The sequence below is a fragment of the Acinetobacter sp. BD54 genome, assembly GCF_044778325.1.
Lineage (GTDB): Bacteria > Pseudomonadota > Gammaproteobacteria > Pseudomonadales > Moraxellaceae > Acinetobacter > Acinetobacter baumannii.
Genome location: NZ_JANJEP010000006.1, coordinates 196,110 through 211,447, shown reverse-complemented (window position 1 = coordinate 211,447; position 15,338 = coordinate 196,110). Strand labels below are relative to the sequence as shown.

Here is a 15,338-nt window from a genome sequence, read left to right as displayed (position 1 = left end):
ATGATAAAATTTCTCATTTCCTCTGAAAGCTCCGTTATATATAGCTCATAGGCGAAATTAAAAAAAACTTTGGACAGTCAGGCACACTATTAGATAGCAGTGTGCCCTCTCTCAAAATCTCCCAGAAAGGTCAGGCGCGACGAGTCGCTGCCCGCCCTTTCCTATCCTTCCAATTCGCATAATGAGCACTGATGTTAAATGCCATGCGAGTGCGTAAATATGGTCGCATCATTGACAAAAAACCCCGCTAGCGCGGGGTCTTTAGTCAACGAACATGGCAAGTAACATAATGCCGTATTATGCGAACTCTCAGTCATCATGTTCTTGTAAATGTTGTTCAGAATATTCAAGGCGAATTAGTCTCTGGCACTGGTGACAAAAATAATAAGATTGATCAATAATTCTAGTAATAGATAGAGCAGAATCAGTCAAACCATAAGAAAGCATAATTGTATAGATCGTCTCTAATTCACTATCATCAAAACAAACCATAGATAACTCCTATTATCGAGACTCTAATATGGTTTCAATTAGAATTTTTAAAAGAAAACCAATAAGGCATAAAGCTAGAAATTGAAATAAATCAGGGAAGGTAAATTCAGATGCCAAGGTCAAAACTACTTGTTCCGTATCCATGAAAAAGCCTCAAATGTTTCATTAATTGACCAAATTGCAAGGTACGACCGCAATACTGGCATTGGGTGTAAGTCGATATATTATCACGTAAAAAACCGTAGACTACGCCTTGTGACCGAGTTCGATCGGTCACAATTCCCCTGAACGGTTTTTTTTGGTTACTGCTACGGTAGAACATATAGACGGTTTTAGGTAATCAGAAAGAAAAAGAACTTTGAGAATTTGCACCATCGACAGAACTACGCTGTAGGTTAGGCTGGACATAATTATTAGCCTGATAAGATGAATAATTAGGCTGCACCTGCACTTGTGGCACAGCATTATTTACCTGAGCAGGTCGATTATTCTGAACCTGAAAATAATTAAATGGTCTATCGCCATCTTCCATAAGTTTACGGCAATCAGATTGGCTTACATCATGCAAAATAGTGCCCTGTTGAGTATAAGCAACGTATTTACCATTTTTCTTCATACAACCTGAAAAAACAGGCTTAGCAGTAACTTCATATTGAATCTGTGAAGTATCCATATCGTAAGGACGATTAGGATTATATTTCACAGCTATAGTTTCCATTCTTACATCGTTAACAGCTTGCAGCTTAGCGTTACGTTTTTCAGGATGCATTAAATCAGCGTACTGCTCTGGAGTAAGACCAGCCATAGCTGCATCAAGCTTAGCCTTTTCAGCTAAGGTCATATTTGAATTATTAGGCTGTGGTGAAATATCTGTAGCAGAGACTTCTTGTTCTTTAGAACCAAAATATTTATTAAATACTGGATATCCCATATATACAGAAAAACCAACAAGAGCAGCTAAAAGACTTACTGTCTTAATTAATTTAGTAGGAAATTTAAATTTATGGGTATCTAATACCGTAGATTCATACCAGTTAAAGACCTCTTTATTAGGTCTATAGATAGACGTAGTACAACCATTTTTAACAGTAGCCTTTTGAAAGTCGTCTGGATCTGACTCAACAAACCCCCAAGTACGTTTGGCAGCGAACGGAACATTCCCATTTCTCACAAGATGAATATGCTCAGATGTTAAACGTCTTACATGAGTATGTATAAACATTGGATGCTGAGTAACAATAAAAATATCCTTACCCTCATGACGATGTTTTTCTAATAACGTTAGCCATCTAGGTAAATCCTCAGTTTTACAGTTAGTTGGTACGTCTCGTGTAAATTCCTGAACCTCATCAATAAAAATAACTGATGTTTCTGGTGTATCAATCCAGTCTTTAAAATGATCTAGAACTTGATATGGGAAAGGTATTTCAGGTTTTAAACCACGAATATTACATAAGTAAATTGGACGGTTTTCACTAGCCATTTTGCTAGCAATTTCCATCATCATTGCAGTCTTATAAGAGCCAGGCTGTGCTGTAATTAGTTTAATAGCCATGAATTAACCCCCTGTATTAATGCCAAAGGCACGAATGGCTACTGACATTAGTTTTAAACTAAAACAAGCAGCCGAAGCAGATAAAATAATGTTTACACATTGAATGAAATCAAAGTATTGAATGACCTCAGCAGCAGTACCCCCAATGGTTGAGAGTTCAGCAGCTTTATCAACAATCTTTTGTTGCATTTCATCAATAAAAGGTTTGATCGTACTCGTTAAAAATAAGTAAATAATTCCAGCTGTAGCAGTCCCCAAAATTAATTTGGCAAATATTTTAAAAACCGCATATCTAAATAAAACCTTCAATAATGCAGCAACAATAGCCCCAATAAACAATGGCATTAGATAGCCCTCACTGTTGAATCAAGCATTCTAAAAGCAAGAATTAATGTACTGAGATGTATCAATATTTTTATTAGTGCTAAGAGTTCACACCAACGAGAAATTGGAACTACAAAAGAACCAAAATAAGGAAAATCAACTGTAAAGTCCTGTACGCATGCAGTATTAGAAAAAGTTAATTTATTAGATAAATTCTGAAGTGCATTGGTAGCTTCTGACTGGGCATTTAAATAGCGTGGATCGTCTGAAGCATCTCCAATTTTCTCATACTGTGATGTATCAAAGTCTGATGAATCAGTCTTCATCATATCTTTAAAATCAGTAGTCTGTTTCTCAATAGCATCAACAACAGGCTTAACATCGGTAGTTCCGCCACCACCACCGCCAACAGGCTTATTATTAATTGCATTAACAACTTCATTAAGCTTATTAGCTGTAGAGTTGGTATTAGCGTCAACAGCACCTTTAACCTTATCTGCATTGGCTTCTACAGCCGTTTTTACCGTTGTTGCATTAGCATCTACAGCAGCTTTTACATTATTAACAGCAGTCGTTGTTTGCTTGACAGCAGCAGTCGTTTCTTTAACTGATGAATTAACAGCATCAAGCTTTTGATTAGTTATACCGAGTGTTCTTGAAACGTTATTAACAGAATTAACGATCTCATCTTTAAGCCATGTCAGCTTGTTATTAACCGCATTAATAGCATCAAGAATTGAACGTAAAATCGTATTACTTTCGTTCGGAATAGGCGGTGGTGCCGAAGTCGGAGGCGGATCGTTCGGATCAATCGGCGGAGGTTCTGAAGCCGAAGGTGGTTGATCAATTGGATCAATCGGCGGAGGATTACTTTTTCTAACACAAATCTGCTGACCGTTGAACGTACCGGGAACATAACCGGAACCACAACCCGTTGGTGGCATATCACAGTAAGTTGCATTGTTAGAGCAGCCCGACTGAATCGGCGGTGGCGGTACATCGGGAGGACAGTAAATAGAACCGTCAGCTAATCGATTACAACCATCATCAGGTGGCTGATAACATCCCCCGTATGGGTCTTTCGGATCACAACTCGTTTTTGAAAATTCAGGTGTACACGAAGGTGACGGAATTTCACTCACAGATGCATGTGTAATGTTCTGATATTTATTACCAGAAATAACAAGAGGTTTATTTTTGTCGCCCGTGTATTCAGTAATACAGTAAGTACCATCAGAATTTTGTTTACAAGTTCTAAGCGGGATTGGTGTATTAGGCTCAAAATAAATAGGAATCGGATAACCAGATTGCGGACATTTAGTCTGCTGTATTTCTTTATAGCCATAGTAATAACCATGGATCGTTCGCTCATCATAATGCATTTTTCCAATTACACAGACAAAGTTATAACCGGAGTAGTCAGTTATTGAAGCACTATCTAAAAAATATATAGTGCTAGATGATCCCAGCTTCGACTGAATATTTGATGCTAAAGATTGACAAGTTGTATTAATTGAAGATGAACGAAAATTAGGCGTGTAATTAGCTAAATAATATGAAACAGAAGATTCAGCAGCATAAGAATGTACACAAAACAAGCTAATAATTATAAAAATGAAATATTTAAAAAACTTCATAAAAGCCCCCAACTTTTTAAATATTTAATTCTTATAAGATGGGGGTATTTCTACCCCCTGAGCTATTAGCTAAAGAATGTAGCTTTTGCCCATTTAATGAGTACAGCAACAACAGCAACAGAAATCATTGCAACACCGATCGCTGTAACCATTGCAATACCATCAGTTTTAAACTGAGCAGCTTGTTCATCTACTAAAGTTGCTGCGCTTGCACTGCTTAAAATACCCGCTGATAAAACAGCCCCCAAACCATAACGAGAAGCATTGCGTAGACTTACAACTCCGCGTTTTTCTTGTACAACGATTTGATTTTCCATATTTATCTCCAAGGGTTAAAAACCCATTAGTTTTAGAACGATTTTAAAAACATAGCTGAGACCGTACAAAACTACTAAAGCAGCAAAAAGACCAGTCACCAAACCCATGTTTAAATACCCAATACATGTCGTCTGGTCCGACCCATAAATCAAACAAGCCAACATAATTGAATTCCTTTACTTCCGTTTTTTATAGTAGAGATATAAGCCCACTGGATGAGCTATAACCCCTACTACGAAGAAATACCAAACTGCATAGATGACCATTAGAGACATCCCCAATAAATAGGATTGCCGACTTGCGATTAACGCCCCCAAAAGCCGGCAAATTCTTTTTATTTACACTTATAAAAATGGATGCAATAACTTGAGTGTTTTGTGAACTCTGCACCGCACTTCTTGCATTTATAAATGTAATCTGTCATAGTTAATTACACGTAAGTTATTGATTTAATTGACATATTATACATTATACGAACAATCGTATAATTCACCATTAAGCCTTTGATTCCATTGGGTTTTTCTTAGGAACTGGCTTAACACTAAACACCTGCATTTGTGCTCCAAACTTAGTTTGTTGCTCTGTGAATTCGATTTCTACTTCTTGAGCGTTGTCAGCACATTCCTCAAGGATTGCCTGAATTTGTTCAACTGGCATCATTCCTGGCATTGCACTTAAGTTATATTTCACTGGTGACAATACGGTCGTAGATAAATAAGCCTTAGATTCACCATTTTTCTCAGTACGGTAAACGGTTGGAAAAATTGTGCGTTTATTAAATGAAACTTGCATGGTTAAAGCCTCCTCAGGCAACTAGATGTAACCCACGTTTGGGTGTGTATTGTGAAACTGGTTGAACGTAATCTGGTGGTAATTGATCAGCCATCTTAAGTTCGAATAAACGTACAAATGGAATGACTTTACCGTTTGGATTCTTATGTAAATTCTGTAGATGAGAACGGCTAATACCGCAGCTAATAAGCTCTCTTTCACGTTTATAGAAACGTGATTCCAAATGTCTGGACTTTACTTTTTTATAACCATCAATACGCAATGATCGATAGAAATCAAAGGCGTTATAAGCCTTGGTATAACTAGGATTACCTTTCTTGGTATAGGTAACCAATTTAGATTTAAGTAAAGCTTCTAATTCATCATCACTTGCGAAATTCATATATTCACCCTCCATTGTCTTAAGGATTGGGTCAAACGCTACGTGCCAGAGGCGTAGCAATAATTCTGGCTGTTCATGTTGCAGCTTAATAAGCTGAAATAAATTCGATGGATAACCATTCTTGGTTAAATAAGTCTTACAAATACGAGCTTCTAGACGTAAAACAGCATTAGCAAATTGCAAAGCACCATTCATAGCAATAACAAGCGATTTAGAGCGCATACAACCCTTATCTGCTTTCTTCTGAATCTTATTTAGTTGGCTTTTAACTTCTTCAAATTTGCCATATGCCTTAGGACGTACACTTGCTGAATCATTACCCCAAGTAATGTAATTATCATATTTAACTTCACGGGCTTTACGGTGACCCGAAGCCAAGTTAGCCATATAGTCCAAAGTTGGCTGAACCATATTCTGATGAGGCAATCTAAATAAATATGTCGTATCTAGATGTAAAACCTCAGTATTGGGTAAATCCAAAATTGGGGCTAACTGGGGAAAGGCTTCGAGTAACATGCCAAGCATATGATCGGAGCCTAATTCGATAGACTCAAAACCATACACATTGTGACCTTGTAACAACTTCAATGGAGATGCCTTAATCTCAACATAAGGCGGTGTATTCATTGTATTTGTATAAAATTTAACAGCCATATCTGTATAGTCAGATGGAAGTGACTCATACGGATGGTAAAGCTCCCCTGTTATAGTTTGACCATCATCGGTCTTAGAAACATGGCGAGTAGCAGCAGGAATACCATAATCACGAATATCACCATTAAACCAATGATGATTATCAAGACTACGTACATACGTAGGAATGATCGGAATCGCTAACCGCAGAAAATCAAGCATAGCAATTACCCAGATATATGAACTTCTAATACTTGTTGTATGCTCATAAAATTCCCCAATAATTATCGCATTTAATAGAATTAAAATCTCTTTAAATAGATATTAATCTAATATATGAGAACTGTAAACAAAGGAAATCTAATATATGAGAAATAATTGTTATAAAATTGACGAAAGTGAAAAAGGTCATGAAATGAACAGTATAGGCGAACGTATAGAAAAAAAATGTAAGGAACTGAATATCAGCATTCCTGAACTAGCAAATATCGCTGGAGTAAATTACAAGACCCTAAAAAGAAACATGACCGCCGAAGACCCAAACCCTACATTGCAGCACTTAAAGAGATTAAGCATAGCTTTAGGTATGAGTATCGATAATCTTGCATTTGGCGAAGAAGGAAGCACAGATGAAGAAATCGCTATCATTCTTAACGACCTAAAAAATATAGAAAAAGAAGATAAAAAAAGAATCTTATATATGGTTCGAATGATGATTGCCGAAAGCAAAAATAGGAAATGAAAATGGATATTCTAGAAATAGAAGAAAAAATAGGAAAAGTATTTAATAAAACCACTCCTACTGGCAGACTATCAAAAGTAAAGACAAGAAATCTAACAAGTTTTTTATGCGTACTTGTCATGATTGGAATAGAAAAAATAAAAAAAGATCATGATGAAAAAACATTTAAAAAATATATGAATGAACTAAAAAAGTGTGGAATAACAGAGAAATATATAAGAGAAGAACATGAGAAAGAAAGATTTAAAAGAAAGAGCCAGAAAGTAGAATATGTAGAACTTGTATTTGATTTAAATAATCAAGTACCAGAAGGATATATTCCTCCAGAAGGCCAATACAATATAGAAGAAATAATAGGCAAAAAGATCAAAATATGATCAATAAATCGCCTAAATGATAAAATTTCTCATTTCCTCTGAAAGCTCCGTTATATATAGCTCATAGGCGAAATTAAAAAAAACTTTGGACAGTCAGGCACACTATTAGATAGCAGTGTGCCCTCTCTCAAAATCTCCCAGAAAGGTCAGGCGCGACGAGTCGCTGCCCGCCCTTTCCTATCCTTCCAATTCGCATAATGAGCACTGATGTTAAATGCCATGCGAGTGCGTAAATATGGTCGCATCATTGACAAAAAACCCCGCTAGCGCGGGGTCTTTAGTCAACGAACATGGCAAGTAACATAATGCCGTATTATACGAACAATTATATAGTTTAAACTAATCCCTAGTTATTTCTATCTTTCAGATCTAAAGCTCTCTTTACGTAGCTTTAAAGTTATTTGGCTAAACATCACTATCTGAGCATAAATATGACATTCATCTTTCTCTATTCAGCTTTACATAGCTAACATAATTTTATTGATCACTGTATAGATTTTCTTAGAATCTTTGCTGCACTTAAATTTAGATGATCGTCCTTGGCTAAAGAATTAAAATTTAAATTAAATTTCAGATGAACCATGCATGCTCCTTACTACTCAATTAAATTCAAACAACTTTATCATTACAGAAATTTTAAAATAATCATTCTGATACTCAACTTTCTGTATTCCTTTTAAATACTTTAAAGATTAAATCTTCTAATTTAGTTCGCCTTATTATTACCTTAAGTTTTTAAGTAAAATTAAATAAATACGAGAATTATTTACAACCTATTCAAAAGTGATTTTATTTTTCATATTTTAATTCGTATAAATAAAAAATCTGAGCTAAAACATCACTTTTAATTTGCGTGAATATATATTATCTCAATAAATATTATAATTAATTAAATTATTTTTTAGCTTGGTATTTTAGTTTAAATTTTTATAATTTTAATTAAAGTATTTATTATCAATAATTTAATTTTACAATAACTAAGATACACTAATATTTGTAAAGTGTGATTCAATTATCGTTTTAATAAAATAGATGTAGAAATAAAACCTATTTAAACAAATTAAATAATTAGTGAGATACGGGTCACATATTATTTTGTGTTTTTTAATTGAAATTGATTTATATATTGTTTTTAAATAAAAAATATTGTATCACTTATATTAACTATTTAATAAATAGGTACTTATAAAATGAAAAATAATATATTTAAAATTTTGGTTTTGGCGGTATTTTCTACTTCCCCACTATTTTGTTATGCAAATAACACAATAATGATTAAAGGAAATATTGTTGAAGACACATGCTCAACAAAAAGTAATGAGATAGAATGTAACGAAGTCAACAATTTGAATATTAAACTTGATAGTGAATATTTAAATAAAGATAGTCTCTATAAATTAGCTCAACATACAGAGAAGATGGACACTAGCATTGAAAGTCTAGGTTCTAATCGAAAGATTATACTTATCAATTATCATTAAGCTCATTTCATCACATTTGAACTTATTACTATAGAAGCTGGCAAAAGAGTGATTCATACAATTCAACATAATTTTTTATGAATTGGGTATTGGGTCACTCTTTTTCTGCAAAAATGTCTATTTGTATAGTTTTTCTATATACATCTGCATAATTTATTCTATATAATTGTATTGTAAGAATTTAAGCTTATTCTTCACGTAAATTGTTTAATTCTTTTTCCTGTTACATAGTAGCCTTATGTAATTTTCTTATCTCTACGATTCCTTTCTTCTAAACAATAAAAACTATCTATAAAACAGTTATATAAGCTGTGTTAACTAGCTGTTAACTGAATCCTAAAAGGGTGACACAATTAAAACTATAAAAAAATAATGTGACATAGTTTGCATTTTGTTTAAAAAGTGTTAGCATTGTTACATTACTTTTCAAGATGTCAAACACTGGAAAAGTAAGGAATTAAACTTTTATCCAGACTTTTGAGAAAACACTATGAAAAAACTTGCTTTGATCGCTGCTCTTTCGGTTGTAGGGATTGCGAATGCTCAAGCTGCTGATGGTACAATTACAATTAATGGTTTAGTTACAGATAAAACTTGTGACATCGTTACTCCTGCTGGTAAAGATTTCACAGTGACTCTTCCTACTGTTTCTAAACAAACTTTAGCTGTTGCTGGGGATGTTGCTGGCCGTACTCCTTTCCAAATCAACTTAGCTAACTGTTCACAAGGTAAAGTAGCTACTTACTTTGAACCAGGTGCAACTGTTGACTTCAATACTGGTCGTTTACTTAACCAAGACGCTACTGGTGCTAAAAACGTTAACGTTCAACTTTTAGGTAGCAACAATAACTTCATCCCAGTACTTGCTGCTGGTGCAAACGGTGCTCAAGCTAACTCTCAATGGGTTGACGTAGCTGAAGGTGCAAGTGCTGACCTTAACTACTATGCTGAATACTATGCAACTGGTGCTTCTACTGCTGGTAAAGTAACTACTTCTGTTCAATACACAATTATCTATCAATAATTAATTGATAGCGGGGTTTCTATGTCCGCATGGAAACCCTGTTTTGTGTAGCACTTTCCTGAATCTTTCTTGGTTGAGAACTCGAAAAATGAAATTGAACAGTTATAATTTTTTGTTAGGTTTGGCGTTTGCTTCATCTGTTGCTGCTCCTGCCGCTCAAGCAGAAATTGTAATTCATGGCACCCGTGTAATTTATCCGTCGGATGCTAGAGAAGTTACGCTACAAGTTAGCAATAACGGTTCAAAACCAGCACTTGTCCAAGCTTGGATTGATGAAGGTGATCCAAAAAGTACTCCGGATCAATCAAAAGTTCCTTTTATGATTGCTCCTCCAATTTCTCGTGTTGAAGCGACAAAAAGTCAGACACTTCGTATTACTGCCCTTCCAAATGCTTCTCAATTTAACCAGAAGCAAGAAACTGTTTTGTGGTTAAACGTTTTGGATATTCCACCAAGACCTACCTCAAAAAATGCAGATACGACACCTGATAACTTCTTACAACTTGCAATTCGTTCCCGGATCAAATTCTTCTATCGTCCGGCTTCAATTAAAGAAGATGCGAATTTAGCAGCAGATAAGCTTCAATGGGTTAAATCTGGTCAGAATTTAACGGTAAAAAATCCAACTCCTTTCCACATTACGATGACTTCTGTTTATCAAAAGGTTGGAGATAAAAAAGTTGATTTATTGCCTCAAGGGCTAATGGTTAAGCCTTTTTCTGAAGCTTCTATTCAGCTTAAGAATAGCAATCTTCAGGATATGAGTTTTATTAATGTCAACGACTATGGTGGTCGAGTCGAACACCAAATAAAACTTCAGTAATCAGATTATCTTTTTAATAAATTTAAGCACCTATTATGTGAGTAGGCGGACTTAGCTATGCCAAAAAAAAGGCAAGAATCTTATAAATTATTAAAACGCCATATTTGTTATTACTTGGCTTCTGGCGTTGTTACAATGACAATGCCTGTGTTCGTGCATGCTGAAGAAGCAGCTGCGAGTGCGCCTGTAGAAGCTGAATTTGATTCTGCTTTTTTAATTGGTGACGCTCAGAAAGTCGATATTTCTCGATTTAAGTACGGCAACCCTGTTTTACCAGGTGAATATAACGTTGACGTTTATGTAAATGGTCAATGGTTTGGTAAACGCCGCATGATTTTCAAGGCATTAGATCCAAATCAAAATGCCGTAACTTGTTTTACTGGAATGAATCTTCTTGAATACGGCGTAAAACAAGAAATTTTAACCAAGCACGCTCCCCTTCAAAAAGAAAATAATAGTTGTTATAAAATTGAAGAATGGGTAGAAAACGCATTTTATGAATTCGATACGTCTCGTTTACGTGTAGATATTTCAATTCCTCAAGTCGCATTACAAAAAAATGCTCAAGGCTATGTCGACCCAAGCGTATGGGATCGCGGGATTAATGCCGGCTTTTTGTCTTATAGTGGTAGTGCGTATAAAACTTTTAATCAGTCTGGTGACCGAAGCGAAACGACTAATGCTTTTATGGGGGTTACGGCTGGTCTAAATTTAGCAGGTTGGCAATTACGTCATAATGGTCAGTGGCAATGGCAAGATACGCCTGCGGAAAATCAATCTAAATCAGACTATCAAGAAACAAGCACCTATTTACAAAGAGCTTTCCCTAAATATCGTGGTGTTTTAACACTCGGGGATAGTTTTACAAACGGCGAAGTATTTGACTCATATGGTTATCGTGGTATCGATTTTTCAAGTGATGATCGAATGCTACCGAATAGTATGCTTGGTTATGCTCCACGTATCCGTGGTAATGCAAAAACCAATGCAAAAGTTGAAGTACGTCAACAGGGGCAATTGATTTACCAAACAACGGTTGCACCAGGTAATTTCGAAATTAATGACCTTTACCCTACCGGCTTTGGTGGTGAAATTGAAGTTTCTGTTATCGAAGCGAATGGTGAAATACAGAAATTTTCTGTGCCTTATGCCTCTGTTGTACAGATGTTACGCCCAGGCATGAACCGTTACTCATTAACTGTAGGTCAGTTCCGTGATCAAGACATTGATCTGGACCCTTGGATTATTCAGGGTAAATACCAACAAGGTATTAATAACTATTTAACCGGCTATACCGGAATTCAGGCATCTGAGAATTACGCTGCAATATTGCTTGGTGCTGCCGTTGCTACACCAATTGGAGCAATTGCATTCGACGTGACTCACTCTGAAGCTGAGTTTGAAAAACAGGCTTCACAATCAGGTCAAAGTTTCCGTTTAAGTTATAGTAAGTTAATTACGCCGACCAACACAAACTTAACACTTGCAGCTTACCGTTATTCAACCGAAAACTTCTATAAATTGCGCGATGCCCTGCTTATACGTGACTTGGAAGAAAAAGGTGTAAACACTTATGCTGCTGGTCGTCAACGTAGTGAGTTCCAGATTACTTTAAACCAAGGGTTACCTGAGGGTTGGGGTAACTTCTATGTGGTAGGTTCATGGGTAGATTACTGGAATCGTAGCGAGAGTACTAAGCAGTATCAGATTGGTTATAGTAATAACTACCATGGTTTAACTTATGGTTTATCTGCAATTAACCGTAAGGTTGAGTACGGCTCAAATGATGCGTCGCATGATACTGAATATTTAATGACGCTTTCATTCCCAATTAACTTTAAGAAGAATTCAGTCAACGTCAACGTTACTGCTTCTGAAGACAGCCGTACTGTTGGTGCAAGTGGAATGGTGGGTGATCGCTTTAGTTACGGCGCTTCTGTGTCACATCAAGACTATGCGAACCCAACATTTAACGCAAATGGTCGTTACCGTACTAACTATGCAACTGTTGGCGGCTCTTATAGTATTGCTGATTCTTATCAACAAGCAATGGTAAGTTTAAGCGGTAGTGTTGTTGCACATTCTGACGGTATTTTATTTGGACCTGAGCAAGGCCAAACCATGGTACTTGTGCATGCACCTGATGCCGCTGGAGCAAAAGTGAATAACACGGTTGGTCTAAGTGTAAATAAAGCGGGTTATGCAGTAGTTCCTTATGTTACGCCATACCGCCTTAATGACATTACTCTTGACCCACAAGAAATGTCGAGCGAAGTTGAACTTGAAGAAACAAGTCAACGTATTGCCCCATTTGCTGGTGCAATTGCGAAAGTAGATTTTGCAACTAAAACAGGCTATGCAGTTTATATTAATAGTAAAACTGCAGATGGCAACAGTTTACCGTTTGCAGCGCAAGTCTTTAACCAGAAAGATGAAGCTGTAGGTATTGTTGCACAAGGTAGTATGATTTACTTACGTACCCCACTTGCTCAAGACCGTCTCTATGTGAAATGGGGTGATGAAAGTAATGAACGTTGTTCGGTTGAGTACAACATCAGTAATGAGTTGCGAAATAAACAACAAAGCATAGTTATGACCGAGGCTGTCTGCAAATGAAAAGAATATTATTAACGGGTGCTCTATTTACCGCGGGCTTTGGTATGTATGGTGAAGCGAATGCTTCATGTATTATAGTTAATTATCAACCAAATGATGTTCGCATGGCAGTAGGCCGTGTTGTTGTACGTCCTAGTGATCCAGTGGGTGCTGTTTTAAGGAAAGCAACTTTCCCTATCAGTAGTAGCGGTACACAAGCGATGTATTGTGATAGTAGAGATACTGTAGTTGCTCAATTAACACAAGCTTATCCATTAAGTTCCTTAGGCAATAGCATCTATACAACCAATATTCCTGGCATTGGTATTCGTTTATATCGTGAAGCAGAGAATAGCAGTAATTTTTCTGGTTATTACCCTTATGAACGTGGCGGTATTTCTGGTACTCGTTATTTGGCATCAGGTTATTTTGTTGTAGAAATCATTAAAATTGCTCCACAAACTGGTTCTGGAACATTAGTACCAGGCAGATATAGTAGTTATTACGTCCGTGGCTTTCCAAATCAGCCGTTTTTAACAAGTACTGTTGATGCTAATGCAATTACCATTGCTTCTTCTTCATGTGAGATTCAAGGTAATATTAATAAAGTTGTACAGTTGCCTACAGTCACAAAGGCAGGTTTTAAAGGCGTTGGCTCAACTCAAGGCGAACAAACCTTCGATATGAACATCTTATGTAATGGGGGTATCAACCCAACGGGTTACGAAGAGAAAAACCTTATTAGTTTAACTTATGACTTTACCCAAGATGGTACAAATAATCAGGTATTGGCAAATACGGCTGCCGCATCTGAAAAAGCTAATGGTGTGGGCGTACAATTACTCTGGAACTATCAAAATAAAAATCAAGTCATCAAAAAAGGTGACAAATTAGCCTTAGGTACCTTGTCTTCTAACCAGACAATTCAATATAACGTACCGATGACTGCCCGCTACTATCAAACAGCAACAAATGTGACTGCTGGTAAAGTGCGTGCAATGGCTACTGTAACTATTGAATATGATTAATCATATTCAATAGTTTTTAAACCTAATAATTTCAAATATTTAAATATTAATAATAAATTTTACTTTAACACTACTTTCTAAGAATTTCATACTTAACTTAATAGGAATATTTATGAAAAGAATAGGTATAGTTGCAGTTAGTGCAGTGACATTATGTTGGGCAATGTATGAGGTATCTTCTGAAAATACCAATACAGTAATGCGTGGCGAATCTAACCAAAAAGTTGTATCTAAAAGCATTCCATCCACTACAAAGAATGAAAAGTTAGCGTCTCAAACTCTCTTGGCTCAAACTACCTCCCTTAATTCCTCTGCCCCAGTCTGTAAATATAATTTTAACGCGACTCAGGAAGATTTTGATCTCTGGAATAATGAATATCCTGATTTTCCTATAAAAATATTCCCATCGATAATTGGTCAAAAATTTGGTTTTAAAGTGGAACCTAGGCCAGAAAGTGAGTATGGCTACGTAGATTATGTTGCTACAAGTAAAATAAATAGTCCGAATTCGATTAATGAAATTGGTGATTTAACAATACCTCACACAGGTATTATTGCATTTGAAATGGAACTTAAAATTCCAACATCAACTCTTGGGAGTTCATCACTTGGAAATTCTACTTATTACTCCTCTAGCATTGGATTTAGTGGCGTAACAAATAATGGTTATACGATTAGATCCAACTATTGGTTTGATATGGGGGGGTATGATCCAGATTTTGGCGAGAATCCTGCTAGATTAAACTATTATGTAGCTTATCGACTTAGTGATAATAGTGGGCCTAACAATCCATATTATAAAGGTCAAAACATGACAAATAATTCAAATGAATACCAAAGATTAGGGATGTATATTAATCAGAATACCAAGCAGGTTGGCTTTATTGTAAATGGTGTTGATCAGGGGTATCAATCTACTTTACCTGCTCCACTAGAGAATATACGTTTTTCTGTCTCAAGTAGTATAGGATTATATTCTAATCAATTATTTGGACAAGAGTTGTCTAATGAACTCATTACAGACCGTAATGCGCTAAAGTTTAACTACCCTCAGGGTACCACTGACATGTGTGGTAATGCCATCTAAGATATAAAACTATAAGTGGTAAAAAAGGGCTGAATCACAGCCCTTTTT

Annotated in this window: 14 protein-coding genes; 8 read left to right on the top strand and 6 right to left on the bottom strand. The window is 35.9% G+C overall.

The features are described from left to right. Positions 1-832 precede the first annotated feature (832 nt). From NQ782_RS12055 to NQ782_RS12030, 6 genes are all read right to left on the bottom strand, one after another. Complete coding sequence (locus NQ782_RS12055; protein ID WP_057093605.1) at positions 833-2,047, bottom strand: zonular occludens toxin domain-containing protein; 1,215 nt, start codon at positions 2,045-2,047, stop codon at positions 833-835. A gap of 3 nt (positions 2,048-2,050) precedes the next feature. After that, entirely contained in the window at positions 2,051-2,392 is a 342-nt protein-coding gene (locus NQ782_RS12050) for a DUF2523 family protein (RefSeq protein WP_001127949.1), read from the bottom strand. Continuing rightward, the gene (locus tag NQ782_RS12045; RefSeq protein ID WP_404214385.1) at positions 2,392-3,753 is read right to left on the bottom strand and encodes a methyl-accepting chemotaxis protein; all 1,362 of its coding nucleotides are present in this window, start codon (positions 3,751-3,753) and stop codon (positions 2,392-2,394) included. Before NQ782_RS12045 ends, NQ782_RS12050 begins: the two co-directional genes overlap by 1 nt. 320 nt (positions 3,754-4,073) lie before the next feature. Then, positions 4,074-4,325, bottom strand: coding sequence for a hypothetical protein (locus tag NQ782_RS12040; RefSeq protein ID WP_004749067.1), 252 nt, complete (start codon positions 4,323-4,325; stop codon positions 4,074-4,076). 496 nt (positions 4,326-4,821) lie between these two features. Next, positions 4,822-5,118 carry a hypothetical protein gene (locus tag NQ782_RS12035; RefSeq protein WP_034038088.1) on the bottom strand — a complete coding sequence of 99 codons (297 nt, stop codon included), beginning with the start codon at positions 5,116-5,118 and terminating at the stop codon, positions 4,822-4,824. 13 nt (positions 5,119-5,131) lie between these two features. Continuing rightward, entirely contained in the window at positions 5,132-6,355 is a 1,224-nt protein-coding gene (locus NQ782_RS12030; protein WP_057093603.1) for a phage/plasmid replication protein, II/X family, read from the bottom strand. 145 nt (positions 6,356-6,500) lie between these two features. Here NQ782_RS12030 and NQ782_RS12025 point away from each other — a divergent pair, with 145 nt between their 5' ends. From NQ782_RS12025 to NQ782_RS11990, 8 genes are all read left to right on the top strand, one after another. After that, positions 6,501-6,875, top strand: coding sequence for a helix-turn-helix domain-containing protein (locus NQ782_RS12025; protein WP_001245401.1), 375 nt, complete (start codon positions 6,501-6,503; stop codon positions 6,873-6,875). A 2-nt stretch (positions 6,876-6,877) separates the two neighbouring features. Continuing rightward, a complete protein-coding gene (locus NQ782_RS12020) occupies positions 6,878-7,252 on the top strand; it encodes a hypothetical protein (protein WP_024434471.1) in 375 nt (124 codons plus the stop codon). 1,190 nt (positions 7,253-8,442) lie between these two features. Beyond that, complete coding sequence (locus tag NQ782_RS12015; protein ID WP_000794351.1) at positions 8,443-8,733, top strand: hypothetical protein; 291 nt, start codon at positions 8,443-8,445, stop codon at positions 8,731-8,733. A 490-nt stretch (positions 8,734-9,223) separates the two neighbouring features. Further along, positions 9,224-9,757, top strand: coding sequence for a fimbrial protein (locus NQ782_RS12010; RefSeq protein ID WP_000731819.1), 534 nt, complete (start codon positions 9,224-9,226; stop codon positions 9,755-9,757). 88 nt (positions 9,758-9,845) lie between these two features. After that, positions 9,846-10,580, top strand: a complete 735-nt coding sequence (locus tag NQ782_RS12005) for a molecular chaperone (RefSeq protein ID WP_000774086.1) — start codon at positions 9,846-9,848, stop codon at positions 10,578-10,580. A 57-nt stretch (positions 10,581-10,637) separates the two neighbouring features. Further along, a complete protein-coding gene (locus tag NQ782_RS12000) occupies positions 10,638-13,196 on the top strand; it encodes a fimbria/pilus outer membrane usher protein (protein ID WP_001124962.1) in 2,559 nt (852 codons plus the stop codon). Beyond that, a complete protein-coding gene (locus NQ782_RS11995; protein ID WP_000821733.1) occupies positions 13,193-14,203 on the top strand; it encodes a fimbrial protein in 1,011 nt (336 codons plus the stop codon). Before NQ782_RS12000 ends, NQ782_RS11995 begins: the two co-directional genes overlap by 4 nt. A gap of 112 nt (positions 14,204-14,315) precedes the next feature. After that, the gene (locus NQ782_RS11990) at positions 14,316-15,290 is read left to right on the top strand and encodes a DUF4882 family protein (protein ID WP_057093400.1); all 975 of its coding nucleotides are present in this window, start codon (positions 14,316-14,318) and stop codon (positions 15,288-15,290) included. Positions 15,291-15,338: the final 48 nt, after the last annotated feature.

Excerpts from the sequence above, each read along its gene's own strand:
- NQ782_RS12055 (WP_057093605.1), bottom strand. The coding sequence starts at position 2,047 with ATGGCTATTAAACTAATTACAGCACAGCCTGGCTCTTATAAGACTGCA.
- NQ782_RS12050 (WP_001127949.1), bottom strand. The coding sequence starts at position 2,392 with ATGCCATTGTTTATTGGGGCTATTGTTGCTGCATTATTGAAGGTTTTA.
- NQ782_RS12045 (WP_404214385.1), bottom strand. The coding sequence starts at position 3,753 with ATGCATTATGATGAGCGAACGATCCATGGTTATTACTATGGCTATAAA.
- NQ782_RS12040 (WP_004749067.1), bottom strand. The coding sequence starts at position 4,325 with ATGGAAAATCAAATCGTTGTACAAGAAAAACGCGGAGTTGTAAGTCTA.
- NQ782_RS12035 (WP_034038088.1), bottom strand. The coding sequence starts at position 5,118 with ATGCAAGTTTCATTTAATAAACGCACAATTTTTCCAACCGTTTACCGT.
- NQ782_RS12030 (WP_057093603.1), bottom strand. The coding sequence starts at position 6,355 with ATGCTTGATTTTCTGCGGTTAGCGATTCCGATCATTCCTACGTATGTA.
- NQ782_RS12025 (WP_001245401.1), top strand. The coding sequence starts at position 6,501 with ATGAGAAATAATTGTTATAAAATTGACGAAAGTGAAAAAGGTCATGAA.
- NQ782_RS12020 (WP_024434471.1), top strand. The coding sequence starts at position 6,878 with ATGGATATTCTAGAAATAGAAGAAAAAATAGGAAAAGTATTTAATAAA.
- NQ782_RS12015 (WP_000794351.1), top strand. The coding sequence starts at position 8,443 with ATGAAAAATAATATATTTAAAATTTTGGTTTTGGCGGTATTTTCTACT.
- NQ782_RS12010 (WP_000731819.1), top strand. The coding sequence starts at position 9,224 with ATGAAAAAACTTGCTTTGATCGCTGCTCTTTCGGTTGTAGGGATTGCG.
- NQ782_RS12005 (WP_000774086.1), top strand. The coding sequence starts at position 9,846 with ATGAAATTGAACAGTTATAATTTTTTGTTAGGTTTGGCGTTTGCTTCA.
- NQ782_RS12000 (WP_001124962.1), top strand. The coding sequence starts at position 10,638 with ATGCCAAAAAAAAGGCAAGAATCTTATAAATTATTAAAACGCCATATT.
- NQ782_RS11995 (WP_000821733.1), top strand. The coding sequence starts at position 13,193 with ATGAAAAGAATATTATTAACGGGTGCTCTATTTACCGCGGGCTTTGGT.
- NQ782_RS11990 (WP_057093400.1), top strand. The coding sequence starts at position 14,316 with ATGAAAAGAATAGGTATAGTTGCAGTTAGTGCAGTGACATTATGTTGG.